This is a genomic window from Rhodococcus sp. NPDC057529 (genome assembly GCF_042802055.1).
Taxonomy (GTDB): domain Bacteria; phylum Actinomycetota; class Actinomycetes; order Mycobacteriales; family Mycobacteriaceae; genus Rhodococcus_F.
The window spans coordinates 530,788-555,175 of record NZ_JBHVEY010000001.1; the positions used below are offsets into that span (position 1 = coordinate 530,788).

Genomic DNA, 24,388 nt, shown 5'->3' on the forward strand with positions numbered 1-24,388 from the left:
AAACTGAACTCACGTCAATTTACAGGAGAGTTCAATGCAGTCCTCCCATTCCAGCCCCTGGCCCGAGACCGAACCCCCGGCGATGACCCCCGTTGCCGAGCACGAAGACATCCGCGACGTCATCCGCCGCCTGCTCGACCGCCACTCGACCCTCGGGGACGGCCGACTCGCCGCCCGGTCCGAGGTCGGCTATTCCCCCGAGTTGTGGTCGCTGCTCGTCGAGGAGATGAACGTCGCGGCCCTGACGGTGCCGGAGGATCGCGGCGGCCTCGGATACAGCGTGGTCGAACTCGGCATCGTTCTCGAAGAATGCGGGCGCGCGCTGGTCTGCGAACCGGTGCTCACGTCCGCCACGCTGGGAGTGCACGCCCTACTCGCGGCCGAAAGGTCGCCCCGGGTCGACGAACTGCTCGACCGGGTCGTCCGGGGCGAACTCGTCGCGACGGTGACGGCCCTGAGTGCGCAGACCGATTTCGTCGACGCCACGCGTGCCGGCGACCGATGGTCGCTGTCCGGTCGCGCGACGAATGTCGTGCAGGGCGGCGCCGCCGATGTCGTCGTGCTGCTCGCGCACGCCGACGACGGACCAGGCCTCTATGCGGTCGATCTGCGGACCGCGACGGTGCGGCGAACAGAACTTCCGGTGGTCGACCCCAGCCGGCGGCAGGCGAATCTGCTCTTCGACGACGCGGAGGCGGTGCGTCTCGCCGGACCCGGTGACGCACCGCGCGCGGTCGAATCGTTGCACAGCCTCGGGGTGATCGGACTGGCCTGCGAGCACGTCGGCGTGATCGACCGATTGCTGGACAGTACAAGGGAATACACTATGCAGCGCCGCCAATTCGGGCGGCCGATCGGCTCCTTTCAGGCCGTCAAGCATCGACTGGCGAACACTCTCGTCGACCTCGAGAAGGCGCGATCGGCGGCGCGGTACGCGGCCGCGGTGTTCGCGGAAGACCCGGGCGCCGCGGCGCTTCCGGCCGCTGTCGCGGGTGCGGTCTGCACCGAGGCCGTGATCGCCACGGCGATGGAGGCCGTGCAACTGCACGGGGGAGTCGGCTTCACCTGGGAACACGCGACGCACTCCTATGTTCGCCGCGCGCTCGGAGACGAACCGCTGCTGGGGGATTCGCGGGCGCACCGCGGGCGGATCGCGGATCTCGTCGGACTCTGACATCGGGCCGGCTGCTGCCGGCCGAAACCAACGCTTTTCGATCCCGCTATTGACGGACCACCTCCCACCCAGTAGAACTGAAGTGAATCCAGTTCAGTTTCATTCCTCGAAAGGACCCCGACATGGTGGACACCGACCACATCGTGCTCGAGAAGGACGGCGACATCGCCCGCGTGTGGCTCAACCGCCCGCACAAGAAGAACGCGGTCACCGTCGAGCTGCTGCACCGCCTCGACGAGATCATCGTCGAGGTCGACAACGACCCCGAACTCAAGGTGCTGGTCCTGCGTGGACGTGACGGCACGTTCTGCTCGGGATTCGACCTCGACGAACTGCGGGAGAAGTACGTCGGCTCCACCACCGCGATGGATGTCGCGGTGCTGTCGGCCCGGGTGTGCGACCGCCTGTACTCGATGAACACCCCGTCCGTCGCCGTCCTCGAAGGCTTCGTCACCGCAGGCGGATTCGAGCTGATGATCTCCTGCGACTTCGCGATCGCCGCCGAGGACGCCCGCATCGGCGACTTCCACATCCGTCGCGCACTGTTCGGTGGCGCGGGCCCGATCTACCGGCTGCCGCGCATGATCGGCGTTCGCAAGACGAAGGAACTCATGCTCACCGGCAAGCTCCTCACAGGCAAGGAGGCGGAGGCCTTCGACCTGATCAACGCGTCGGCGCCGGCCGACGACCTGGACAAGCTTCTCGCCGAGTTCATCGCACCGATCGTCGACAAGAGCCCGTTCATGATGAAGCTCACCAAGATGTGCATCGACCGCGGTCTCGACGCGGACATCCAGTCGCTCATGGTGATGGAGCACCTCGCCGTGGGCAACGCGCTGCAGTCTGAGGACGCACGCGAAGGCGTGAACGCCTTCCTCGAAAAGCGTGACCCGGTCTGGGTCGGTCGCTGACCCGACCCCGACGACGAATCCCGAGGAGAGAGTGACGATGGGCGAGACACCCACCGCGCCGGGGCTCGAAGCGAGCCGCTGCGCCCACTGTTCGACCGTCGCGTTCCCGGCCACCACCGTGTGCTCGAGGTGCGCCGGGCCGGCGATGTCGCCGCTGACCTTGAGTGCACGCGGAACGGTCTGGGCGTACACGGTTCAGCGGTTCGCCCCGAAATCGCCGCCGTATGTTCCGCCGCCGGACGGGTTCTCGCCGTTCGCGGTCGGATACGTCGAACTCCCCGAGGGAATCAGGATCGAAGGCGTGCTCGACTGCCACGACTTCGACGAGTTGGACGACGGGGCGCCGGTGACCTTGGTCGCCACGGTGCCGGTGCCCCGGTTCGCCACCGACGCATATCTGAAGGAGACCCGCTGATGTCCACCGTGTCGATCATCGGGGCCGGACTGTCGAAATTCGGGCGCCAACCGGACAAGACCGGCCGCGGGCTCGCCCTGGACGCGATCGCGTCCGCCCTGGCCGACGCCGGCATCGCGTGGACCGACGTTCAGGTCGCGTTCGGTGGCAGCGACGGCTCCGGGCTCGCCGACACCCTGGTGTCCGAACTCGGGCTCACCGGGATCCCGTTCACCAACGTCAAGAACGGTTGCGCGACAGGGGGTAGCGCACTGGTGTCGGCCGTCAACGCCATTCGTGCCGGCGCCGCCGACATCGCGATCGCGGTCGGCTTCGACAAGCACCCGCGCGGCGCGTTCGACCCGGCACCACAGGACTGGGGTCTGCCAGTCGGCTACGGCGAGGCGGGTCTCATGGTCACCACCCAGTTCTTCGGCATCAAGATCGCGCGGTACATGCGCGAACACGGAATCAGCGCCCCCACACTGGCCGCCGTCGCGGAAAAGGCGTATCGCAACGGCTCCCTGAACCCGAATGCCTGGCGGCGTGAACCGATGTCCGCCGAGGAGATCGCCGCCGCGGACATGGTCAACGACCCCCTCACCCGGTACATGTTCTGCTCACCCGGCGAGGGCGGTGCGGCCGTCGTCGTGGCGAGCGAGACCGCCGTCCGTCGACTCGGCGGAAGACCGGTACAACTGCGGGGCATTGCGGCGGGCACCCGCCGGTTCGGCTCGTTCGAGGTGTTCGGTCCGTCGATACAGGGCGCGGGAACCCCGTCGAGCGTGAGCACGTCCACTGCGGCCGCCGCATTCGAGCAGGCCGGACTCGGACCTTCCGACGTGGACGTCGCGCAACTCCAGGACACGGAGAGCGGCGCCGAGATCATGCACCTGGCCGAATGCGGATTCTGCGAGCACGGCGAGCAGGAAAAGCTGATCGCCGCGGGCGAGACGGAGATCGGCGGACGGATCCCGGTCAACACCGACGGCGGCTGCATCGCGAACGGGGAACCGATCGGGGCGTCCGGCCTCCGGCAGATACACGAGATCGTCACGCAATTGCGCGGGGAGGCCGGTGCCCGGCAGGTGCCCGGAAGCCCGCGCATCGGATTCACCCACGTCTACGGTGCGCCCGGGATCAGCGCCTGCACCGTCCTGTCTGTCTGAGGAAGAGCCATGAATCAAGCAACGATGCCCGGCCTGGACCAGTTCGTGGACGACGCCCGCGCGTGGCTGCGCACGGTCGCCGAACCTCGCACCCAGATCAAATGGGGGGTGGGACCAGACTCGGTCGCCGTCTTCGAGAACTGGACCGCGGCGCAGGAACGCGAAGAGACCGACCACATCCGCGCGTACGAGCAGACGAAGTTCGACGCCGGCTGGGGTTCGATGAACTGGCCCGTCGAATTCGGTGGACGAGGCCTGCCGATGTCCTATGTGCTCGCCTTCCGGCGGGAGGAGAACTGTTTCGACGTGCCGCGCCGAACCGAAATGTTCTCGGTCACTCAGCAACTGGTCGCACCCGCCATCGCCCAATGGGGAACGCCCGAACAGTGCGAGCGGTACGTGCGGGCGATGCTCCGCACCGACATCATCGCCTGTCAGCTGTTCTCGGAAACCGAAGCCGGATCCGACCTGGCGGCGGTCCGGACGAGAGCGGTCGAGCGGGACGGCCGGTGGACGATCACCGGGCACAAGGTCTGGACGTCCGGCGCCCGGGTCGCCGACGTCGGGGTCGCGGTGTGCCGCACCGACCCCGACGCGCCCCAACACAAGGGCCTCACCGTCTTCCTCGTCCCGATGGACGCTCCCGGCGTCACCGTCCGGCCGATCCGCCAGATGACCGGGGGCAGTTCCTTCAACGAGGTGTATCTCGACGGCGTCGAACTGTCGGACGACTACCGGCTGGGGCCGGTGGGGCAGGGCTGGCCGGTCGCATTGACCGTGCTGGCCGCCGAGCGCCTCGACGCCGGGAATCTCGGCCTGGCCAACGCGGATCAGGCCGTCGAACTCGCCCGCCACCTGGGCCGGGAACTGTCCGAGATCGAGCGCGACAAGGTCGCGGATCTGGTGACGCGCAGCTATGTCCAGCGGGTGACGGGCATGCGGGTGGCCGCCGCCGTCGTCGCCGACAAGGACCCCGGCCCGGAGGCGTCGGTGGGCAAGTTGCTCGCCACCGACACCATGGCGCGCACCTCGGAGGTCGTCCGGATGCTGCTGGGGCGCGACCTGATCGCCGACTCGGGCGAGTGGGGCACGTTCGCGTGGACCGAGCACGTGCTCGGCGCACCCGGCTACCGCATCGCAGGCGGCACCGACGAGATCCAGCGCAACATCCTCGCCGAGCGCGTGCTCGGCCTGCCGAGGGAGCCCCGCCCGTGAGTGCAACGATCACCCTCGACGACCGTGTGGCGCGTCGCCTGCGCGAGCAGAACCCGGGCCTGGACGTCGGCCCGCTCGAGCCGTTGCCCGGCGGGCACTCCGGACTGACCTACAAGGTCCGGACCGGTGGGGGCGACCTCGTCGTCAAGGCTGTGCCCGAGGGGCAGCGTCCCGTCGGGCGGCACGACATGGTGCGCCAGGCGAGGATCATGGAAACGCTCGGAGCCACAGCGGTTCCCGTGCCCCGCATCGTCACCGTCGACGAGGACGGTCCGGCGTGGTTCGCGATGGAGTGCGTCGCAGGCGAATCCCTCGAGCCGGTGCTCGATACACCGGCGGTCGAACCGGCCGTCGCTGCCGCGCGGATGCGCCGGGCCGCCGAGGTGCTCCCGCTGCTGCACGCGGTGCCCCTCGACACGATCCCGGCCGCCGGTGATCCGTTGTCGCCGGCCGCCGAGCTGGCGCGGTGGCAACGCACCCTGGACGCCGTTCCCCCCGAACTCGTGACCGGGGGCGAGGCGTTGCTGCGTCTGCTCGCCGCCGATGTCCCGGACGGGATGGCGCCCACGTTGGTGCACGGCGACTACCGGCTCGGCAACATCCTCGCGCGCGGCACGGAGCCGGCGGCATTGATCGACTGGGAGATCTGGAGCCTGGGCGATCCGCGGGTCGAGCTCGGCTGGTTCCTCGTCTTCGCCGACGGCGCGAACTTCCCCGGTGTGGGGCGCGCGGTGCCGAACCTGCCGAGCGAGGACGAGCTGATCGACCTCTACACCGGGGACCAGCCGGCACTGCCGGACATGCACTGGTTCAACGCACTCGGCCGTCTGAAGATGGCGGCGATCATGGGCCACAACCTGCGCAGGCACCGAGAGGGCCGCCACCACGACCCCGATCAGGAACGGCTACCCGACACCATCGCGCAGCTCATCCGCAGCGGCACCGCACTACTTGCCTGATCAACCTCAGAGAGGACCTCACGTGGACTTCGGATACTCCGCACGCACCGAGCGACTGCTCGAGCAACTGCGGACCTTCATGGAAGAGCACGTCTATCCGGCCGAGGCCGTGTACGACGAGCAGATCAGGTCGAACGACAACCCGCACGAACAGCCGAAGGTCATGCTGGACCTGCAGGCGAAGGCACGGGAACTCGGACTGTGGAACCTCTTCATGACGCACGGCGAATGGGGCGCCGGGCTCACCAACCTCGAATACGCGCCTCTTGCCGAGATGGTCGGACGGTCGGTGATCGGCAACGAGGCGATCAACTGCTCGGCACCCGACACCGGCAACATGGAAATCCTCGCGATGTACGGCACCCCGCAGCAGCAGTCACGCTGGCTCGCGCCGCTCCTGGACTGCACGATCCGGTCGGCGTTCGCGATGACGGAACCGGAGGTGGCGAGTTCGGACGCCACCAACATCACCTCGACCATCCGCCGCGACGGCGACGAATACGTCCTGAACGGCCGGAAGTGGTACACCTCGGGCATTCTCGATCCCGACTGCAAGCTCGTCATCTTCATGGGCAAGTCCGATCCCGACGCGCCGACGTACCGGCAGCAGAGCATGATCCTGGTGCCGGCGGATGCTACCGGCATCGACGTGCTCCGCGATCTGCCGATGTTCGGCTACCGGGACCGGCTCGGCCACGGCGAGGTCCAGTTCACGGACGTGCGGGTGCCCGCCGACCACATGCTCGGCGCCGAGGGTGACGGGTTCGCGATCGCGCAGGGCCGACTCGGGCCGGGGCGCATGCACTACGCGATGCGGGCGATCGGCATGGCCGAACGCGCCCTCGAGCTGATGTGCCGACGGGTCCTGCAGCGCACCGCGTTCGGTGGACCCCTCGCCGATCGCGGTGTGGTGCGTGAGTGGATTGCGCGGAGCCGGATGGAGATCGACCAGATCCGGCTGCTGGTTCTGCAGTCGTCGTGGCTGATGGACACCCGCGGCAACGCCGCCGCCCGCTCGGAGGTCGCCGCGATCAAGGTGTCCGCGATGGAGGTGGCGCATCGCGTGGTCGACCGCGCCGTCCAGGCGCACGGCGCCGCAGGGGTGAGTGACGACACGATCCTGGCCCGGCTGTACGCGATCACCCGCGCACTGCAGATCGCCGACGGCCCGAACGAAGTCCATCTGCGCACGATCGCGCGCCTCGAACTGAAGAAGTACGCATGAACACGACACAGGAGTTGACGGGCAAGGTCGCACTGGTCACGGGGGCGACCCGCGGGCTCGGATACGCCATCGCCGGCGGCCTCGCCGCCGCGGGCGCTACCGTGATCGTGTCGAGCCGCAAGGAGGAGGCGTGTGTCTCCGCGGCCCACGCGATCGTCCGGGACACCGGCGGCATCGCCGAACCGCTCGCCCTGCACGTCGGGAAGTGGGACGCGATCGAAACCGCGGTCGACCACATCGTCACCCGATTCGGAAAGCTCGACGTCGTCGTGAACAACGCCGGCATCGCACCCCTGTCACCGACGCTGGAGTCGGTGTCCGAGTCGCTGTTCGACAAGACGATCGAGGTCAACCTCAAGGGACCGTTCCGGCTGATGGCGGTGGCCGGCGCCAGGATGAGCGCGGCCGGAGGCGGTTCGATCATCAACATCTCGAGCATCGGCGCGGTGCGTCCCAGCCCGCCCGAGGCGATGTATGCGGCGTCGAAGAACGGCCTCAACGCGCTGACGATGGCGTTCGCGCAGGAATACGCGCCCCGGGTGCGGGTGAACTGCATCATGCCGGGCGGATTCGCGACCGACATGGCTGCCGACTGGGACGACGAGTTCGTCGGCAAGATCGTCGACCGGCTGCCCGCCGGACGGCTGGGGCATCCGGATGAAATCGCCGGCCTCGTCGTGCATCTGGCCGGGGACCGTGCCGGCTACACCACGGGCGCCGTGATCCCGGTCGACGGCGGACGCACCGCCGTCTACTGACGCGCGTGCCACGAACAGGAGTAGGAGCCAACCACATGCAGGTACCCGAGCTGTTCCAGCTGAGCGGTCGCGTCGCCGTCGTCACGGGTGCGTCGTCCGGACTGGGGATGGGATTCGCGCGGACGCTGGCCGCGGCAGGCGCCACCGTCTACGCGGCCGCTCGCCGCATCGATCGGCTCGAGGCACTGGCAGCGGAGGTCGACACCGTGGTCCCGGTCGAATGCGACATCACCGTCGACGCCGACCGCCGCCGTCTCGTCGACCGCGCCCGCGAGCGAACCGGCCACGTCGACGTCCTGGTCAACAACGCCGGCAAGCCCGGACCTCCGAACGCGGAGGACGAAACCGCCGACGGGTTCTCGTCGATCCTCGACGTCAACCTCGCGGCGGGTTTCCATCTGGCCACGTATGCCATGTCGACCGTTCCGGAGGGCGCGGGGATCTCGATCATCAACATCTCGTCGGTGATCGGTCTGGTGTCCACCGCTCCCATCGGCGGTGCGAGCTACGCGGCGTCGAAGGCGGGCATTCTCGGGCTGACCCGCGAGTTGGCGGGTCAGTGGGGCAGGCGGGGCGCCCGTGTCAACGCCGTCGTGCCCGGATGGTTCGATACCGAAATGACGGACGGATTGTTCGGCAACCAGCGCTCGGCCGACTGGGTGCGCCGCAACACGATGCTCGGCCGCGGTGGCAGGGCGGGCGAGGTGGACGGCGCCGTGCTGTTCCTCGCATCGGATGCTTCTTCGTATGTCACCGGACAGACGCTCGTCGTCGACGGCGGCTGGGCAGCCAGGTAGGCGACGGGACCATGGCCATCGAGATGATGAGAGCAGTGCGCCTGACCACGTGGGGCCAACCCGTGCAGGTCCAGCGCGTCCCCGTCCCCGAACCGCGGAACGCCGAACTGCTGATCGAGGTCCGGGCCGCCGGGCTCTGCCGATCCGACCTGCACGTCATGGACGCACCCGCAGGCGCGTTCGACTACCCGCTCCCGCTCACACTCGGGCACGAGGTGGCCGGAACCGTGGTCGCCGCGGGACCGGACGCCGACAGGTCGTGGATCGGCGAGTCCGTGGTGGTCCACGGCGTGTGGTCCTGCGGGGAGTGCCGCAACTGCAGGCGGGGCCGGGAGAACTACTGTCACGACCTGCGTCCGCGGGCGGACGGCAGGCTCCCGGCGATCGGCAACGGTCTCGGGCACGACGGCGGCCTCGCCGAGGCCATGATCGTTCCCTCGGAACGGTTCGTGGTGCGCACCCGGGGGCTCGCTCCCGAGAGTGCCGCCCCGCTCGCCGATGCCGCCCTGACCGCCTACCACGCGATCCGCACGAACCGGGACCTCGTCGACGGCCACGCGGTCACCGTCGTGGTCGGTGTCGGGGGACTGGGCCATCTCGCCGTCCAGATCCTTCGCGCTCTCGGCGCCGGCACGATCATCGCGGTCGATCCACGCGAGGACTCGCGCGACCTCGCCCTCCGGTTGGGGGCGGACCGGGCGGTGAGCGAGGTGGCCGATTCCGGCACCGAGCCGCGCTCCGCCGACGTGGTGTTCGATTTCGTGGGATCCCCGGCCACGATGGAGTCGGCCGTGCAGTTGCTCGGCCCCGGTGGCCGCCTGGTGACCGTGGGCAGCGGCGGCGGCCGGCTCACGGTCGGCAAGGACCTCGGACTACCCGGCGGCTGGCAGGTCAGCGCCCCGTTCTGGGGAACCCGCGCCGACCTCGAGGCGGTGGTCGATCTCGCGCAACGAGGGCTGCTGAGCGTCGAGTCGACCTCGTACCGATTGGACGACGCCGTCGACGTGTACGACCGGCTGCGCCGCGGAGAGATCCGCGGGCGTGCCGTCCTCGTGCCGTGACCGGCGAGGCCTGCGCGATACCGCGCACGATGATCGAGAATGACAGTGTTCGCTGAACAGGAGGATTGCGGGATGTGGGAGTTGGCTCGCGAATTCGTTGCTCGCGCAAAGAATTCGCCCGATGAGATCGCGGTCGTCGACGTCTCGGGCGAGTACACCGCCGCGCGCATCGCCGCGGCGGCGACCGAACTCGCCGCTCTGCTGGACACCGCTCGCGGGGGTTCGCCCACCGTGCTCGTCCAGGCGGACAACAGCTGGCGGACTCTGACCGCGGCACTCGCGGTCGGTTTGCGGGGCGGTGTCGTCGCAGTGTTCAGCAGGCACGCCACCCCGTCGGAGTTCGCCGTCGCCCTGCACGACATCGCGCCCGACGTGGTGATCGCCGACCCCGGGTCCCTCGAGCACTGGGGCGCGTCCGACGACCACTTCTCCGAAGAGGCGATCGCGCTGGACGGCTGGTCGATGCGCTGGTCGCGGACGCCGGTCAGCGACGTCGCGAGGTGGAACGGCGGGATCGCGATCGCGATGACGTCCGGGTCCACCGGACACCCCAAGTGCGTGGTGCAGTCGGAATCCGCGATCCGTTACGCCTGCCGCTGCACGATCGACGCCGTCGGCCTCGAAGCCGGAGACCCGGTCGCCGCGTTCGTCCCGCTCTCGTCGGTGGCCGCATTCTGCTTCGGTCTCTACCTCCCCACGATGCTGGCCGCGCCGATGGTCTGTATGGACGGCTGGAAGCCGGCGCGCGCCCTCGAGGTGGTCAGGAAACACCAGGTCGCCTGGACGATGCTCGTCCCGACCATGGCGCTTCAGTTGGCCGTCGCACCCGACGCGGCGGGCGCGCTGACCTCGCTGCGGGCGATGACCGTCGGCGGCGGCCCGATGGACGCCGGTGCGCTCGGCCGCGCCGAGCAGATTCTCGGGACGACGTTCCTGCGGGTGTTCGGGATGTCCGAGTGCCTCGGGCACACCACCCCGCTGCCGTCGGACGAGCCGGACGTACGCCTGGGCCGGGACGGCCGGCCGTTCCCCGGCACCGTTGTCCGAGCCGTCGACGCGCACGGCGCGCCACTGCCGTCGGGGCGAGTGGGCGACGCTCAGGTCAACGGGCCGTCCCTCTTCGTCGGTTATGCCCGGGCCGGTGTTCCCGCGCCGCCCGACCTCACCGCGGACGGATTCCTGCCCACCGGCGACCTCGTCGAGATCGCGGACGACGGGACCATCCGGGTCATGGGGCGGCAGAAGCAGATCATCATCCGCGGCGGCCGCAACATCGACATCAACGAGGTCGAGGCCGCTATCGCCCGCATCCCGACCGTGTCCCAGGTGTGCGTGGTACCGGTGCCGGACGAACTGCTCGGTGAACGCGCCGCAGCCCTGGTCGTGAGCACCGGTGCACCGATTACCCTCGGTGAGGTGGTTGCCCACCTCGGTGACATCGAGTTTCCCAAGTTCAAGTGGCCGGAGTTCGTCTTCACGATCGACGACCTGCCACAGAACCGGGTCGGGAAACTGTCCCGACCGGATGCGGTGGATCTCGCAACACGCCTGCTCGCCGGTACCGGGACCACCTGATCCCCACCCGACCTGACCTCAGTTCAGGTAGTCTTACCGGTACCGACCCGACGACAAATGGATGGGGATCCCGTGTCCGTAGAAGCCATGACGCTCCGCGATGGTCCGCGTTCCAAGCGCGGGCTCATCCTCACGGCCGCAATCGAGCGCTTCGGGGAAGTGGGCTTCGAGCACACGAAGTGGGCGTCGATCGCCGACGAGGTCGGTATCGGCCAGACCGCGCTCTACCACTACTTCGAATCCAAGGCACACTGCCTGCTGACGATCATGCGTCTCGAACTGGCGCAGTCGCTCGAGCGATTCACGACCGCGATCGAGGGCATCGACGACCCGGTCGAGGCGTTGAGCGCCGCCATCACCAGCGCCCTGGAAGCGACCCCCCGCGACGCCCTGCAGCGCCGGATCCTCCAGAGCCACATGGATCTGCTGGCCACGCCCCGTCAGTCCGAGAAAGAGGAAGCCGAGCGCCAGACGTCACGGGCGCTGGTGAATTCGATCGAAGAGGCGTGGTCTCTCCTCATCGCGAAGGGGATGGGTGCCGGGGCCTTCGCCGACGCCGATGCGCGTTTGATGGCCCGGCTCGTCCTCGGGCTCGTCGTCAGCGTGTGGCGCTGGTACCGGCCAGGTGGCGACATGACACTCGACCAGCTCAACCGGCACGTTCGCGACGCCACCCTGCGTATCGTCCGCGCGTGACCCGCGGAGATCGGGGAGTGGCTTTTGCGCACCCTCGATAATTGAACCTAATTCATGTCAGTAATGGAGAGATGATGTACAACTTGATCGTCCTGGCCGCCCGTCCGCACGACTGGAGCCACGAGCAGTTCATCCAGTGGTGGCGCGGTGAGCACGCCGACGTGACCTATCCGCTTCCCGGCCTGCGACGCTGGCAGCACACCGAAGTGCTGGACGCGATGGACGACCGGTCCCGGGAATGGGACGGCGTGTCGATCCTGAGCTTCGACTCCCGCGAGGACCTCGATGCCGCGCTCGCCAGCCCGGAATGGCAAGCCGCAGTGGAGAACGTCGGCAAGATGCGCGGAAAGCGCATCCTCGTCATGGGCGAGGAGAAGACGATGGTCGAAGTGGACAGCGCGACATCATGAGGGCGGGGTGGATGGAGCCGGGCTGCTACGAGGTGGCGCCCGGTGTGCATCGAATACCCCTCCAGATGCCCGGTGACGGACTCGGGGCCGTGAACGTCTACGCCCTCGAGACCCCGGACGGCCTGGCCCTCGTCGACGGCGGCTGGCGAGTCGGCACGACGTTCGAGGAGATGGAGCGGGCACTGCTCCGGATCGGCCACCGCCCCGACCAGATTCACGACATCTACGTCACCCACGTGCACCGCGACCACTACACGTTCGCCGTCGAACTCCGCCGCCGTCACGGTTCACGCGTCCACCTCGGAGTCGCGGAGGCGGACGGTCTGGCAGCGGTCGGCGCCCTCGGCAGCAACGTTCCGACGGATTCGCTGCACGAACTCCGCCGCGCGGGAGCCCCCGTCCTGGCAGACACCGTCAAGACCCTGACCGCCGCGGAACCGTTCTACCCCGCGGACTGGGAAGAACCCGACCACTGGCTCGCCGCGGGTCCACTCCCGATCGGCCGGCACACCCTCGACGTCGTGCACACCCCGGGCCACACCAAGGGACACATGGTGTTTCACGACGTGGATCAGGGGCTGCTGTTCAGCGGCGACCACGTCCTGCCCTCGATCACGCCGTCGATCGGCTTCGAGTTGGGCGAGTGGGACCTGCCGCTGGGACACTACCTCGACTCGCTGTCCCGGTTGCTCGACCGCCCCGATTCGCAGCTCCTGCCGGCACACGGAGATCCGGCACCGAGCGTGCACCGTCGAGTAGAAGAGCTTCTCGCGCACCACGACCAGCGATTCGATGCCATGCGCACCGCGCTGATCTCTCTCGGGCAGGGGACCGCGACCGCCGTGGCGCACGTGGTCACGTGGACTCGTCGCGACAGGCCGTTCACCACGCTCGACCCGTTCAATCAGATGATCGCCACCTGTGAGACCCTCGCGCACCTCGACACCCTGGTCGACCGCGGCAGGCTCACCGTCCGAAAACGAGACGGCCACGACGTCTTCGCCGTCGTCTGAGTCGAAGTCTTCTCCGTGGTCCGAGTCGAAAGGATTCCTATGCAGAGTCGTGAACTCACACTGGCACACCATCCCCAGGGGAGGGTTCGACCGTCGGACTTCCGCCTCGACGTGGTGACGGTTCCCGAAGAACTCGGTCCCGGTGACATTCTCGTGCGCAACTCGTGGTCGTCGATCGACCCGTCCGTCAGGATGCGGCTCGGCCCCACCGGCCCCGCCGGCTACCTGCCGCCGTTCCGCATCGGGGAGACGCTGACCGGGTTGGCTGTCGGGGAGGTACTCCGGTCCCGTGCCCCCGGCTTCGAGCCGGGCGACACGGTGCTGCACATCAACGGTTTTCGTGAGTTCGCCGTGATCCGGCAGGACGGTGACACCCTCGCCGGTGCCGGTGGTGTGACGCGACTCGACACCGGCGAGCACCCGCCGCAGGCATATCTCGGAGCGCTGGGCAGCGCCGGGCTCACCGCGTACGTGGGACTGCACTGCATCGGTGAACTCGCAGGCGGAGACGTCGTGTGGATCTCGTCGGCGGCCGGAGCGGTCGGCAGCCTCGCCGCACAGATCGCCAAGCTCCGAGGTCACTACGTGGTCGGCAGCACGGGATCCGCCGAAAAGGTCCGGTTCCTGCTGGAAGAATTGAATCTCGATGCCGCGTTCGACTACCACACGCCGGACCTGACCCGGGCCCTCGACAGTGCGGCACCCGACGGCATCGATCTGTATTTCGACAACGTGGGCGGAACGCATCTCGGGGCCGCCCTGCATCGCCTTCGGACGGGAGGCCGAGTGGCCATGGCCGGCGCCGTCGCGTCCTACGACGCGGAGACGGCGGCGGCAGGTCCGGGCAACCTCTTTCAGATCGTGTCGAAGAGCCTCACGGTGAAGGGTTTCCGGGCCGGTGCCTACGACCACCTGCTCGGCGACATGCGCGCCGAGGTCGGGGCCTATCTTCGCGACGGGCGGCTCGTTGCCGAGGAGACCGTGTTCGACGGTCTCGAGTCGGCGCCGGACGCCATCGTCGCGATGCTGCGCGGCCGCACCGTGGGAAAGACACTGTGCCGTCTGCGGTGACGACCCAGCCGCACAGCAAACCCAGCCGCACAGCAAACCCAGCCGCACAGCAAACCCAGCCGCACAGCAAACATGGCCTCCGCATCGCGCGGAGGCCATGTTCGTCTGCCGGGGTTCAGGCAGCCGTCCACCCGCCGTCGGCGTAGATCTCCGCTCCGGTCACGAAGGTGGAGTCGTCGCCCGCGAGGAAGGCGACCGCGGCCGCAATCTCCTCACCGCGCCCGAGCCTGCCCATCGGCGTGCCGGCCAGCATCTCGCGGTGACGCTCGGTGCCCTCCCACCGTTCGAGCAGGGGTGGCGTCGCGATGAATCCCGGGTGCAGCGAGTTGACCCGCACGCCCGCCTTCGCCCAGTGCAGGGCGGCGTTCTTCGTCATCGTGCGGACGGCACCCTTGGCGGCCGCGTAGGCGACGCTGTTGCCCAGGCCACCGACGGTTCCCAGGATCGAGCACATGTTCACGATGGATCCGCCGCCGCTGCGCTCGATCAGGGGACCGGCATGTTTCATGCCCAGCCACGTGCCGGTCTGACCGATCCCGATCACACGATCCCAGTGCGCCCGGGTTTCGTCCTCGGCCGTCGCGACACTGCCGATGGCGGCGTTGTTGACCAGGGCGTGCGCAGCGCCGAACTTCTTCTCGACTGCTGCGACGACCGCCTCCCACTGCTCCTCGGAGGAGACGTCCAGGGCGTGCGCGGCATGTCGCTCGGGCCGGGCGAGAGTGCGAAGCAGGTCATGGCAGGCCGATTCGTCGAGATCGGTGACGACGACGTGGGCGCCCTCGTCGGCAAGCCTGCGGACGATCTCGACGCCGATCCCACCGGTCGCACCCGTCAGCAGGACGACCTTGTCGCGAAGCCGGTCAGGTCCCACACTCATCTGTACTCCTCGTTTTTCGTTCGGATCGGGCCGGACATGCCGACATCACAGGTTGCTCAACACGTTCCGGCCACCGACGAGCATCGCGAACACGACGCCGATGCTGGTCACGGCCGTCATGAGCAGCGCCATCGCCGCCACCAGCGGATACGAGCCGTTCTCCCACAGGTCGAACAGCAGCGTGCCCATCACCTGTGTCGTGGCGGCACGGACGAGCAGTGAGGCGGCGAACTCGTGGGTCAGCAGGATGAACATCAAGGCGACGGCACTGAGCACGGTCGGTCTCATCAGCGGCAGGATCACCCGGAGATTGGTGACGAACGGGCTCGCGCCACTGGTCGCCGACGCCTCGGCGTACGTCTCCCCGAGCGACAGCATCGCCGTCATCTGCATCCGGGTGGAGAACGGCACCATGAGCACGACGTACACGAGGATGATGACCGCTTTGGTGCCGTAGAGGATCAGCGGAGGCTGCGTGTAGGTGAGCAGGAACCCGACGCCGAAGATCACCGCCGGAATGCCGAGGGGGAGAGCCGTGATGACGTCACCGATGGTCCCCAGGACCCGGTGCGTGCGGCCTCGCACGAGCAGAGTGGCGGTGAGATAGCCGATCGGCACGCAGATCGCCACTGCGACGACGGAGGTGAGAAGACTGGTGAACACGGAGTCGACGATGCTCGCCGTCTGGAAGAGCGCCCGGAAGTTGTCGAGTGTGAACAGATTCCAGGACAGCGATTCCGACCAGTACGGAGACACGGCCACGATGGCGAGCCCGATCAGCGGAACGACAAGTGCGAGAATCGCGTAGACGGAGATCGCCGCGGCGGCCCAGATCGAGCGTCCGGTGTTCGGCGCGAACGCTTTTCCGCCGTGGGTGACGAAGCGCTTCTGATTGCCGAGAAGCATCTTCTGCGCGAGCACGACGACGATGCCGAAGATGACGAGCGGTGACCCCGCGGCCGCCGCGGCAGCGAAATCCGCAGGCGACTCCGACACACGGCGGTACATTTCGGTGGTGAGCACCTTCACGCCCGCGTTCTGCCCCAACAGGAGCGGCCCGGTGAACTGGCCCAGTCCGAGAAGCAGCGCGATTCCGCCGCCGTACACCAGGGACGGGCGAAGCAGGGGAAGCACGACGCGAAAGAACACTCCGAGCGTGGACGAACCGCTGATCTGCGCGGCCTCGAGATGCTCGGAACTGATGTTCTGCATGCCCGCGCTCACGAACAGGTATACGAACGACGTGAGTCCGAAACCGGTGAGAATGATGATCCACGGGGTGCTGTAGACGTCGATCGGTCCGGAATCCACGGTGTTCCACCAGGGAAGTGTGCGCAGGAGTGCGTTCAGGTACCCCGGCCCCGGAGACAGGAGGAATGCCCACCCGACCACGTTGGCGACCGCGGGCATCACGATGGGCAGGATGGGGACGATCCGGAGAAAGCTCAGCCGGCGTGGCAGTCTGGTGGCCGCGAACGCGAGCACCGTGCCCAGCACCATCGCGATGGCGAGCGACGTGACGGCGAGGGCGATGGTCGTCCGGATGGTCTGACCGATGTCGTACCGCCCGTACTGGGCCTGATATCCGCGCGCGCCGTCTTCGAACGCCAGCGACTGCAGCCGGAACAGCGGGAGCACGACGAGGTACGCGAGAAACGCCAGCAGCGCACCGTACCCGAGCCGGGTCCGCCACACCGCGCTGACGACGAGCGGCCGCGCACCGCGGCTCACGGCGACGGTAGCCATCACGCCTCCGCTCGGGCTGCGGCCCGAGCGAGCTCGGGAGCGTGCAGATCGACGTGCCCGTCGGGGTGCGGGAACACGCGCAGGGCGCTGGGGGAGAAGCTGACCACCAGAGGAGATCCCGTGGCGGCGCCGCGCAACCAGGATCCGTGCCGTCCCGCATCCGCGCGCAGGTACAACCGCTCACCGCCGGCGTCGACCGTCACGTCGAAATGGCGACCGCCGTACTCCGAGGTGACGAGTTCACCGGTCAGGCCGACATCGCCCGGGGCGACCTCGTCGAGCGAACGATGCAGGGCGAGGTCGTCGGGGCGCATTCTTCCCAGGGCAGCGTCGCCCCCGAGGTGTCCGCCCTGGATGACGGCCGCATCGAGGTCTACCGGAGTGCCCGCGCGCGTTGTCCAGCCCTCGTGCCGCCGGACGAGTTCGAGTCGGTTCGCCATACCGATGAACGCGGCGACATAGTCGGAGGCCGGGGTCTCGTAGACCCGCTCGGGGGTGTCGTACTGCTCGATCTTGCCCGCCTTCATGATGGCGAGCCGGTCTCCGAGCGCGAACGCCTCGGCCTGATCGTGGGTGACGAATACGGCTGTGAAGCCGAGACGTTGGTGGAGCTGATGGATCTGGGACCGCACCTGGTCGCGCAGTCGCGCATCGAGATTGCTCAGGGGTTCGTCGAACAGCACCAGATCGGGTTGTGCGACCAATCCGCGCGCCACCGCCACCCGCTGTTGCTGCCCACCGCTGAGCTGGGAGGGGTACCGGTCGAGCAGGGCCCCGCAATCCACCATGCCCGCAGCGGTTTCGACCTGGCCGGAGGCCATGGCAGTCTTCATCCGGCGGACCTTCAAGGGGTACCGGATGTTCTCCCGCACCGTCATGTTCGGCCACAGCGCGTAGGACTGGAAGACCATGCCGATGTTGCGCTTGTAGGCCGGAACGTTGATTCGGGCCGACGCGTCGAAGACGGTGTGGTCCTTGAACGCGATCGACCCGCCCTCGGGTGTCTCGAGGCCGGCGATGCAGCGGAGCGTGGTCGTCTTGCCGCAACCGCTGGGGCCGAGCAGTACGAGGAATTCACCGTCCTCGATGTCGAGATCGAGTTGGTCGACGATGGTGTTGGACCCGAAGGTCTTGGTCAGGTTGGAAACCCTGAATTGCGATGTCACCTGGCACCTGCCTGGTTGCGAGTGGTTTGTCGGGGAGGGCGTCCGTCCGGGCTCCCGGTTTCGGAGCGGTGGACGAATATAAAGTGAATTCAGTTCATTTCAGCGTAGCGGTGGGATGGCCGGCGGGCAAGGAGTTGCCGGGCCGGTCCGTCACGACGACGAGAGTTTGGGAGTCCTGGCGCCCGCCGAGGTTCCACCGTCGATCATGAGATCGGTGCCGGTGACGTAACTGCTCTCGTCGCTCGCGAGGAACAGGATGGCCTTCGCCACCTCGAGCGGCAGACCCCGTCGCTGCATCGGAATGCTCTTCACATACGCATTCATGTCGTCGTCGGCGAAACCTGCGCCCGCGGTGATGGCCGTGTCGATACTGCCCGGGCACACCGCGTTGACCCGGATGTTCCTCTCCGCGAGGACGCCGCGCAGCGAGGACAGGTTGACCACCGACCCGCCTGCGGTCATCGCGGCGCCCGCGGCCTGCAGTCCGAGGAACGTGCCCACCAGGTTGAGGTCGATCATGCGCCGCAACTCGGCGAGCGAGGTGTCCATGATCGACGACTTGGACGCGGCGCCGGCGGAGTTGACCAGAATGCGCATCGGATGGCCGCGGTCCGCCATCTCGGTGGTCACCCGGGACCAGTCGGCCTCGTCGGTCACGTCCAGGTGCCGATAGTGGGCTCTCGCACCGAGTTTCGCGGCGACACTGTTGCCGAGGTCGTCGTCGACGTCGCACAGGTACACCGTCGCGCCCTGCGCATGGAAGAGTTCCGCGGTCGCGGCGCCGATCCCGCGAGCGGCACCGGTGACGAGAGCGCAGGTGTCACCCAGTCGCGCGTCGTGTGACGTCATTGGATGAATCTCTTTTCCCAGTCGGCCTGGTATTCGGTGAGCGATTCGGGCGTCAGATCGGACGGGTTGGGCAGTGCGATGTCCTGGGCCCGCGCGACGCTTCCCTCGATGCCGGGAAGGGCGCTCGCGTAGCCGAGCGACAGCGCCTTCTGACCGGCCGGCGTGACCATGAAGTTCGCCAGCACCTGAGCCGCGTTCGGGTGCGGCGCCGCCGACAGGGCATGCGTGAACCAGGGTGTTCCCCACGGGGGTGTGGGCAGAGCCCAGTCGACGGGCGCACCCGATTCCTTCTCCCGCACCAGGGGTTGCACCACCGGCGTGGCGACGATCTCGCCGGACGTCAAGGCCTGGGCGACCCCCAGTGCGCTCGGGTAGATGCGCGGTTTCAGTTCGGCGAGTTTCTGGAGATAGCCGGGGCCGAAGTTCTTCTCGAAGAATCGGTAGAAGTCGACGTAGGAGGCGATCCCCGACGGGTTGACGATGCCGATCTTGCCCTTCAACGCCGGGTCGAGGAGGTCTTCCGGCTTCTGCAGGCCGCCGGGAAGTGCTGTCGTGTTCCATCCGAGGGAGAACACCGCCGCGCTGGTCAGGAAGAACCTGTCGGAGATGATGCTCTTCTGGGGTTCGTACTCCGGCGCGTCGAACGCCGGGCCGACGAGGTCGGCCGAGTACGTGCCCGACTCCGCGGCCGTCTCGATCCAGGCGGAGTCGGTGAGCATGTGAACGTCGGCCGTGCCGCGTTTCGTCTGATTCTCGACCTCGACCTTCGGGTTGATGTCGGCGTCCGTTCCCCGGACGTATTCGAGGGAGATCTCGGGATACTCCTGCTCGAATGCCACTTTGAGCGCCTCGAGATTGGCGGGATTCTGGCTCGAGTACAGCAGTACGCTGCCTTCGCTCTCGGCCGCGGCGACGACGTCGTCCCACGTGCCCGACACTGGTCGACTGACGCCGGACCCGCCGGATCCGCAGGCGGCGGAAGCGAACGCGGCGACCACCGCGACCGCCATCAGCTTTATCGGCACACTTCTCATGGCATGAAAGTCCTTCCGGAATCGGTTCGCCGGATGCGAATCCGTGTATTTCGGTCTGTGAGCGAGGGGATCGAACGTGCGGTGAGGGCCTACGCCGAGAGCCCGTGCAGCAGCGCGGCGACCTGATCGGGAATCGTCACCATGGCCATGTGGCCGGATTCGAGAAAGACGGTGTCGCCGCCGACGACGGCGGCCGATCGCTCCTGCAGTTCGGGCGGATAGCAGGCGTCCTTCGTCAGGCGTACGTAGGTGCGGGGGATGTCGGCCCGAAGGCCGGACAGATCGACGGACTCGGTGAGTAACGCGGCGGAGTCGTCGACCAGTTGGTCGATCATCCAGCCGGTCTGCTCGGCGTCCATGTCGTTGCAGAGCATCGCTGTGGCGCCCGCAGGATCCTGGCGATAGAGACCGCCTCGTATCGACTCTTCCACGGCGGCGCGGACGTCCGGGTCGATCTGGTCGATCACTCGCGTGCCGTCGGCGGGGACGACAGCGGAGAGGAAGACGACGTGCCGCAATCGGCCCGCGAGCGCAGGAATGGCCGGCGTGGCCGTCACTCCGGCGAAGGAATGCGCGACCAGAACGATGTCATCGAGGTTCGCCGCTTCCACATCCGCCACGACGGCCGCGGTGCAGTCGGCAAGGGTGACGGTCCGCGGGTCGGCGGATCGGCGTGTACCCCGTCCGGGGAGATCGACTGCGAGAGTGTCGCCTTCGAGCAACGGCAGGAGTGGGTCCCAGCAGGAGGCGCCCATTCCCGCGCCGTGGATGAGAACGAACGACATGATTCCCCTCAAATTGAACTGATATCAGTTTGAATCTAAAGAAGTTGCCGTGTGATGTCAATCACCTGCTAGCGTGAAGTGAATCCAGTTCAGTTAGGAGTATTCATGACGTCTCCACGTGCTGCTCGGCCGCTGCAGCTCGGCCCGCTTCGGCTGGCGAACCGTCTCGTCGGGACGGCGCACGCCTCGGGAGCCGTCGCCGGCGGTGTCCCGTCGCCCGGCGACGCGGACTACTGGCGCCGCCGGGCGGCGGGAGGGGCGGCGATGCTGATCGTCGGCGGCACCGTGGTGTCACCGAACTCGGCCAACCGCAACGGCAACATCACCGAGGCCTGGCGTCCGGAAGTCGTCGCAGGCCTCGAGGCCCGGGCACGGGCGATCACGGAGGAGGGGGCCGTGGCGGCGTGCCAACTGGTCCACCTCGGTCGCGAAACGCTCGGCGCCGAACTGTGGAGTCATCCCGTGGCACCGACCGTCGTCCGCTCGCCTCGCGAACCGACGCGTCCCCGCGCACTCGGGCCCGCCGAGGTCGACGGGATCGTCGACGCCTTCCGCACATCCGCTGTTCACGCGTGGTCCGCCGGATTCCCCGTCGTCGAACTGCACGCTGCCCACGGATACCTGCTGGCGCAGTTCCTCTCGCCGGTCACCAACTTCGGCTCCGACGCCGCGACGGTCTCGCAGCGGGTACGGATCCTCGACCGCATCGCGGCCGCGATCCGCGACGCCTGTCCCGGTCTCGTCCTCGGTGTGCGCGTCTCCGCCGAAGGAGGAGAAGAGGCAGGCCTCGGCATGGACGGGCTGTGCGAGCTGCTTCCGCACCTCTCGGGCTTCGACTACGTCAACGTCACCGTCGGCGTGCGCACCACCTACGTCCGGGACATGGCCGTCACCGACCCGCCGCTGCTCGACGCGGTCGGACGGCTACGCGCGGCCGCCGGGCCACCGCTGCTCGTGTCGCAGTCCTTCCGCACCGGCGCGTCCATCGACGGCGCCCTGCAGTCGGGTGCCGACCTCGTCGGCGTGGCACGACCGCTGATCGCGGACCCGAACTTCCCGCGGAAGATGCTGACCGGCCGGGAAACCGCGATCCGCCCGTGCGTGTCCTGCAACGAGGACTGCCGGACGTTCGACCCGGTCCTGCTCTGCTCGGTCAACCCCGAACTCGCTCCGCCGGGCGAGTCCGCGCGTCCGGCGTACCCGCTGACCCTCGGCCCGACGCGCCGGTCCGCGGACCGGCGCCGGATCGCGGTCGTCGGTGCGGGCCCGGCCGGTCTCGAGTGCGCGATGCGGCTCGGACCCGACCACGACGTCACCCTCTTCGAGAGCCGCGCCCGGATCGGGGGCCAGCTCGCGATTGCCGCGGACGCACCGAACCGCAGCGGGTGGCGTCGCCTCCTCGACTACTACTCGGACAACCTGTCGGCGGTGACGATGCGGCTGGGCCACCGGGTGAGTGCCGCCGAGCTGGAGGGCTTCGACGACGTGGTCCTGGCGGTCGGGGCCGAGGAGACGCTGCCCCGTGAAGCGGCGGGAACGACGTCGCTGCTCACGTCGCAGGCACTGGCCGGGGGAGGGGAGCCGCTGCGCGGCGCGGGCCATGTCGTCGTCGTCGACGACGGATTCGGGCTCTGGCCCGCGGCGAGCTCGGTCGAAGCCGCACTCGCCGCCGGAGCCGGCCTCGTGACGGTCCTGACGCCGGCCGCGGCCTTCGCGTCGGGCCTCCCCGCAGAGGGACGCGTGCAGTACCTGCGCCGGCTGTCGGGCCAACCGGTCGACGTGCGCGTGCTGTCGTCGACGGTCGCGGTCTCCGACGGCTCGGTCGAGTTCGAGAGCACGCTGTCGGGGGCGAGGACCCGCCTCGACGCCGACCGGGTCGTCGTCGCCGGCGAGCGGCGCTCGGCCGACTGGTCGCACCTCGCGCCCGGCAACCCACGCGTGCACGTCATCGGCGATGCGCTCGTCCCACGCAAGGTCGCACACGCCGTCGCCGAAGGTCATGCCGTCGCCCGTGAGTACTTGTTAACCGCGGGCGGTTAACAAGTACTCACGGGCGGCGGAGCCGCAGCCTGGCGCGGCCCGTAGGCTGACATCCGTGCGCGTACTCGTTATCGGCTCCGGAGCCCGTGAACATGCCCTCCTTCTCGCCCTTGCTCGCGATCCGGGTGTCAGTGCCTTGATGTGCGCGCCCGGCAATGCCGGGATCGGCAAGATCGCCGAGCAGCACTCCGTCGACATCGCGTCCGGGGAAGCGGTGGCGGCGCTCGCGAAGAAGCTGGACGCCGACCTCGTCGTGGTGGGCCCCGAGGTCCCGCTGGTGCTCGGTGTCGCGGACGCCGTCCGCGCGGGAGGGATCGCCTGCTTCGGCCCGTCGGCCGACGCCGCGCGCATCGAAGGTTCCAAGGCGTTCGCCAAGGACGTCATGGCCGCCGCCGGCGTGAAGACCGCGCACAGCGAGATCGTCGACTCGCCCGCGAAGCTGGACGAGGCACTGGACCGCTTCGGGCCCAACTGGGTGGTCAAGGACGACGGCCTCGCGGCAGGCAAGGGTGTGGTGGTCACCACCGATCGGGACGCCGCCCGCGACCACGCGGCGGAACTGCTCGAGAACGGCCACCCCGTCCTCCTCGAATCCTTCCTCGACGGCCCCGAGGTGTCGCTGTTCTGCGTCGTCGACGGTGAGACCGTCGTGCCGCTGCTGCCGGCCCAGGACCACAAGCGGGTCGGCGACGGCGACACCGGACCCAACACCGGCGGCATGGGCGCCTACACGCCGCTTCCGTGGCTGCCCGAGCAGACCGTGACCCAGATCGTCGACGACGTCGTGAAGCCGGTCGCCGCCGAACTCGTGGCTCGCGGCAGTGCCTTCAGCGGGCTGCTGTACGCGGGGCTGGCGATCGGCAAGGACGGCCCCGCCGTCGTCGAGTTCAACTGCCGTTTCGGTGACCCCGAGACCCAGGCGGTTCTCGCGCTGCTGAAGAGCCCGCTCGGGGAGCTGCTGAACGCGGCGGCCACCGGCACGCTCGACCGGGTCGCACCGCTCGAGTGGCAGGACGGCTCGGCGGTGACCGTCGTGGTCGCGGCCGAGCACTACCCGGCGACCCCGCGCACCGGCGACGTGATCACCGGCGCCGACGGTGACGGTGTCCTGCACGCTGGCACCAAGCTCGTCGACGACCAGGTGGTCTCCGCGGGCGGACGCGTGCTCAGCGTGGTCGGAGTCGGAGCCGACCTCGACGCGGCGCGCGCCGACGCGTACTCCAAGATCTCCGCGATCAAGCTGCCGGGAAGTCACTTCCGGAAGGACATCGGGCTGGCCGCGGTCGAGGGTCGCATCGCCATTCCCTGAGGTCGAAGCACTGTCGAAACAGGCGTGGGCCCCCGGGCAATCCGGGGGGGTACGCGCGTTTTTTTCCCCCCTCCGCGGGCGGTCCCCACCCCCTTTACCTGGTAGGGGGCGCCAGTGGCCCCACAGGCGGCTGCGGACACGAAACACGCTA

23 protein-coding genes are annotated in these 24,388 nt (G+C 68.4%); 17 read left to right on the plus strand and 6 right to left on the minus strand.

What is annotated here, in order from left to right:
* The first annotated feature begins 34 nt into the window (after positions 1 to 34).
* The 15 genes from ACFU5V_RS02480 to ACFU5V_RS02550 all read left to right on the plus strand — a co-directional run bounded on the left by ACFU5V_RS02480 (position 35) and on the right by ACFU5V_RS02550 (position 14,428).
* Entirely contained in the window at positions 35 to 1,174 is a 1,140-nt protein-coding gene (locus ACFU5V_RS02480; RefSeq protein WP_378696541.1) for an acyl-CoA dehydrogenase family protein, read from the plus strand.
* Between the two features lie 122 nt (positions 1,175 to 1,296).
* On the plus strand, positions 1,297 to 2,085 hold the full coding sequence (locus ACFU5V_RS02485; protein ID WP_378696543.1) for an enoyl-CoA hydratase/isomerase family protein: 789 nt from the start codon (positions 1,297 to 1,299) through the stop codon (positions 2,083 to 2,085).
* A 37-nt stretch (positions 2,086 to 2,122) separates the two neighbouring features.
* Entirely contained in the window at positions 2,123 to 2,500 is a 378-nt protein-coding gene (locus ACFU5V_RS02490) for a Zn-ribbon domain-containing OB-fold protein (protein ID WP_378696545.1), read from the plus strand.
* Complete coding sequence (locus ACFU5V_RS02495; RefSeq protein ID WP_378696547.1) at positions 2,500 to 3,648, plus strand: thiolase family protein; 1,149 nt, start codon at positions 2,500 to 2,502, stop codon at positions 3,646 to 3,648. Before ACFU5V_RS02490 ends, ACFU5V_RS02495 begins: the two co-directional genes overlap by 1 nt.
* 9 nt (positions 3,649 to 3,657) lie before the next feature.
* Positions 3,658 to 4,863 (plus strand): acyl-CoA dehydrogenase family protein, encoded by a 1,206-nt coding sequence (locus tag ACFU5V_RS02500; protein ID WP_378696549.1) that lies wholly within the window; start codon positions 3,658 to 3,660, stop codon positions 4,861 to 4,863.
* Positions 4,860 to 5,822 (plus strand): phosphotransferase family protein, encoded by a 963-nt coding sequence (locus tag ACFU5V_RS02505; RefSeq protein ID WP_378696551.1) that lies wholly within the window; start codon positions 4,860 to 4,862, stop codon positions 5,820 to 5,822. Before ACFU5V_RS02500 ends, ACFU5V_RS02505 begins: the two co-directional genes overlap by 4 nt.
* Positions 5,823 to 5,844: 22 nt before the next feature.
* The gene (locus tag ACFU5V_RS02510) at positions 5,845 to 7,047 is read left to right on the plus strand and encodes an acyl-CoA dehydrogenase family protein (protein WP_378696553.1); all 1,203 of its coding nucleotides are present in this window, start codon (positions 5,845 to 5,847) and stop codon (positions 7,045 to 7,047) included.
* On the plus strand, positions 7,044 to 7,805 hold the full coding sequence (locus ACFU5V_RS02515) for an SDR family NAD(P)-dependent oxidoreductase (RefSeq protein ID WP_378696555.1): 762 nt from the start codon (positions 7,044 to 7,046) through the stop codon (positions 7,803 to 7,805). The genes ACFU5V_RS02510 and ACFU5V_RS02515 overlap by 4 nt, the downstream gene beginning before the upstream one ends.
* A gap of 35 nt (positions 7,806 to 7,840) precedes the next feature.
* Positions 7,841 to 8,602: an SDR family NAD(P)-dependent oxidoreductase gene (locus tag ACFU5V_RS02520; RefSeq protein ID WP_378696557.1), complete on the plus strand. Its 762-nt coding sequence runs from the start codon at positions 7,841 to 7,843 to the stop codon at positions 8,600 to 8,602.
* A gap of 11 nt (positions 8,603 to 8,613) precedes the next feature.
* Positions 8,614 to 9,663, plus strand: coding sequence for an NAD(P)-dependent alcohol dehydrogenase (locus tag ACFU5V_RS02525; protein WP_378696559.1), 1,050 nt, complete (start codon positions 8,614 to 8,616; stop codon positions 9,661 to 9,663).
* Between the two features lie 72 nt (positions 9,664 to 9,735).
* The gene (locus tag ACFU5V_RS02530) at positions 9,736 to 11,238 is read left to right on the plus strand and encodes a class I adenylate-forming enzyme family protein (protein WP_378696751.1); all 1,503 of its coding nucleotides are present in this window, start codon (positions 9,736 to 9,738) and stop codon (positions 11,236 to 11,238) included.
* A gap of 87 nt (positions 11,239 to 11,325) precedes the next feature.
* Positions 11,326 to 11,934, plus strand: a complete 609-nt coding sequence (locus ACFU5V_RS02535; RefSeq protein ID WP_378696753.1) for a TetR/AcrR family transcriptional regulator — start codon at positions 11,326 to 11,328, stop codon at positions 11,932 to 11,934.
* 74 nt (positions 11,935 to 12,008) lie between these two features.
* Positions 12,009 to 12,344, plus strand: coding sequence for an EthD family reductase (locus ACFU5V_RS02540; protein ID WP_174705508.1), 336 nt, complete (start codon positions 12,009 to 12,011; stop codon positions 12,342 to 12,344).
* An 11-nt stretch (positions 12,345 to 12,355) separates the two neighbouring features.
* Entirely contained in the window at positions 12,356 to 13,357 is a 1,002-nt protein-coding gene (locus ACFU5V_RS02545; RefSeq protein ID WP_378696755.1) for an MBL fold metallo-hydrolase, read from the plus strand.
* A 39-nt stretch (positions 13,358 to 13,396) separates the two neighbouring features.
* Complete coding sequence (locus tag ACFU5V_RS02550; RefSeq protein WP_378696562.1) at positions 13,397 to 14,428, plus strand: NADP-dependent oxidoreductase; 1,032 nt, start codon at positions 13,397 to 13,399, stop codon at positions 14,426 to 14,428.
* Between the two features lie 115 nt (positions 14,429 to 14,543).
* On the opposite strand, the gene ACFU5V_RS02555 is transcribed toward ACFU5V_RS02550, so the two are convergent.
* From ACFU5V_RS02555 to ACFU5V_RS02580, 6 genes are all read right to left on the minus strand, one after another.
* A complete protein-coding gene (locus ACFU5V_RS02555; RefSeq protein WP_378696564.1) occupies positions 14,544 to 15,308 on the minus strand; it encodes an SDR family NAD(P)-dependent oxidoreductase in 765 nt (254 codons plus the stop codon).
* A gap of 45 nt (positions 15,309 to 15,353) precedes the next feature.
* Complete coding sequence (locus tag ACFU5V_RS02560) at positions 15,354 to 17,054, minus strand: ABC transporter permease (RefSeq protein ID WP_378696566.1); 1,701 nt, start codon at positions 17,052 to 17,054, stop codon at positions 15,354 to 15,356.
* Positions 17,054 to 18,220 carry an ABC transporter ATP-binding protein gene (locus tag ACFU5V_RS02565; protein ID WP_378696568.1) on the minus strand — a complete coding sequence of 389 codons (1,167 nt, stop codon included), beginning with the start codon at positions 18,218 to 18,220 and terminating at the stop codon, positions 17,054 to 17,056. The genes ACFU5V_RS02560 and ACFU5V_RS02565 overlap by 1 nt, the downstream gene beginning before the upstream one ends.
* A 150-nt stretch (positions 18,221 to 18,370) precedes the next feature.
* Positions 18,371 to 19,069 (minus strand): SDR family NAD(P)-dependent oxidoreductase, encoded by a 699-nt coding sequence (locus tag ACFU5V_RS02570; RefSeq protein ID WP_378696570.1) that lies wholly within the window; start codon positions 19,067 to 19,069, stop codon positions 18,371 to 18,373.
* Positions 19,066 to 20,103 (minus strand): ABC transporter substrate-binding protein, encoded by a 1,038-nt coding sequence (locus tag ACFU5V_RS02575; RefSeq protein ID WP_378440485.1) that lies wholly within the window; start codon positions 20,101 to 20,103, stop codon positions 19,066 to 19,068. Before ACFU5V_RS02575 ends, ACFU5V_RS02570 begins: the two co-directional genes overlap by 4 nt.
* An 89-nt stretch (positions 20,104 to 20,192) precedes the next feature.
* Positions 20,193 to 20,888 (minus strand): alpha/beta fold hydrolase, encoded by a 696-nt coding sequence (locus ACFU5V_RS02580; protein WP_378696572.1) that lies wholly within the window; start codon positions 20,886 to 20,888, stop codon positions 20,193 to 20,195.
* Positions 20,889 to 20,993: 105 nt separating this feature from the next.
* Here ACFU5V_RS02580 and ACFU5V_RS02585 point away from each other — a divergent pair, with 105 nt between their 5' ends.
* Together ACFU5V_RS02585 and purD are read left to right on the plus strand one after the other, a co-directional pair.
* Positions 20,994 to 22,928 carry an FAD-dependent oxidoreductase gene (locus ACFU5V_RS02585; protein WP_378696574.1) on the plus strand — a complete coding sequence of 645 codons (1,935 nt, stop codon included), beginning with the start codon at positions 20,994 to 20,996 and terminating at the stop codon, positions 22,926 to 22,928.
* A 55-nt stretch (positions 22,929 to 22,983) separates the two neighbouring features.
* Complete coding sequence (gene purD / locus ACFU5V_RS02590; RefSeq protein ID WP_378696576.1) at positions 22,984 to 24,237, plus strand: phosphoribosylamine--glycine ligase; 1,254 nt, start codon at positions 22,984 to 22,986, stop codon at positions 24,235 to 24,237.
* Positions 24,238 to 24,388: the final 151 nt, after the last annotated feature.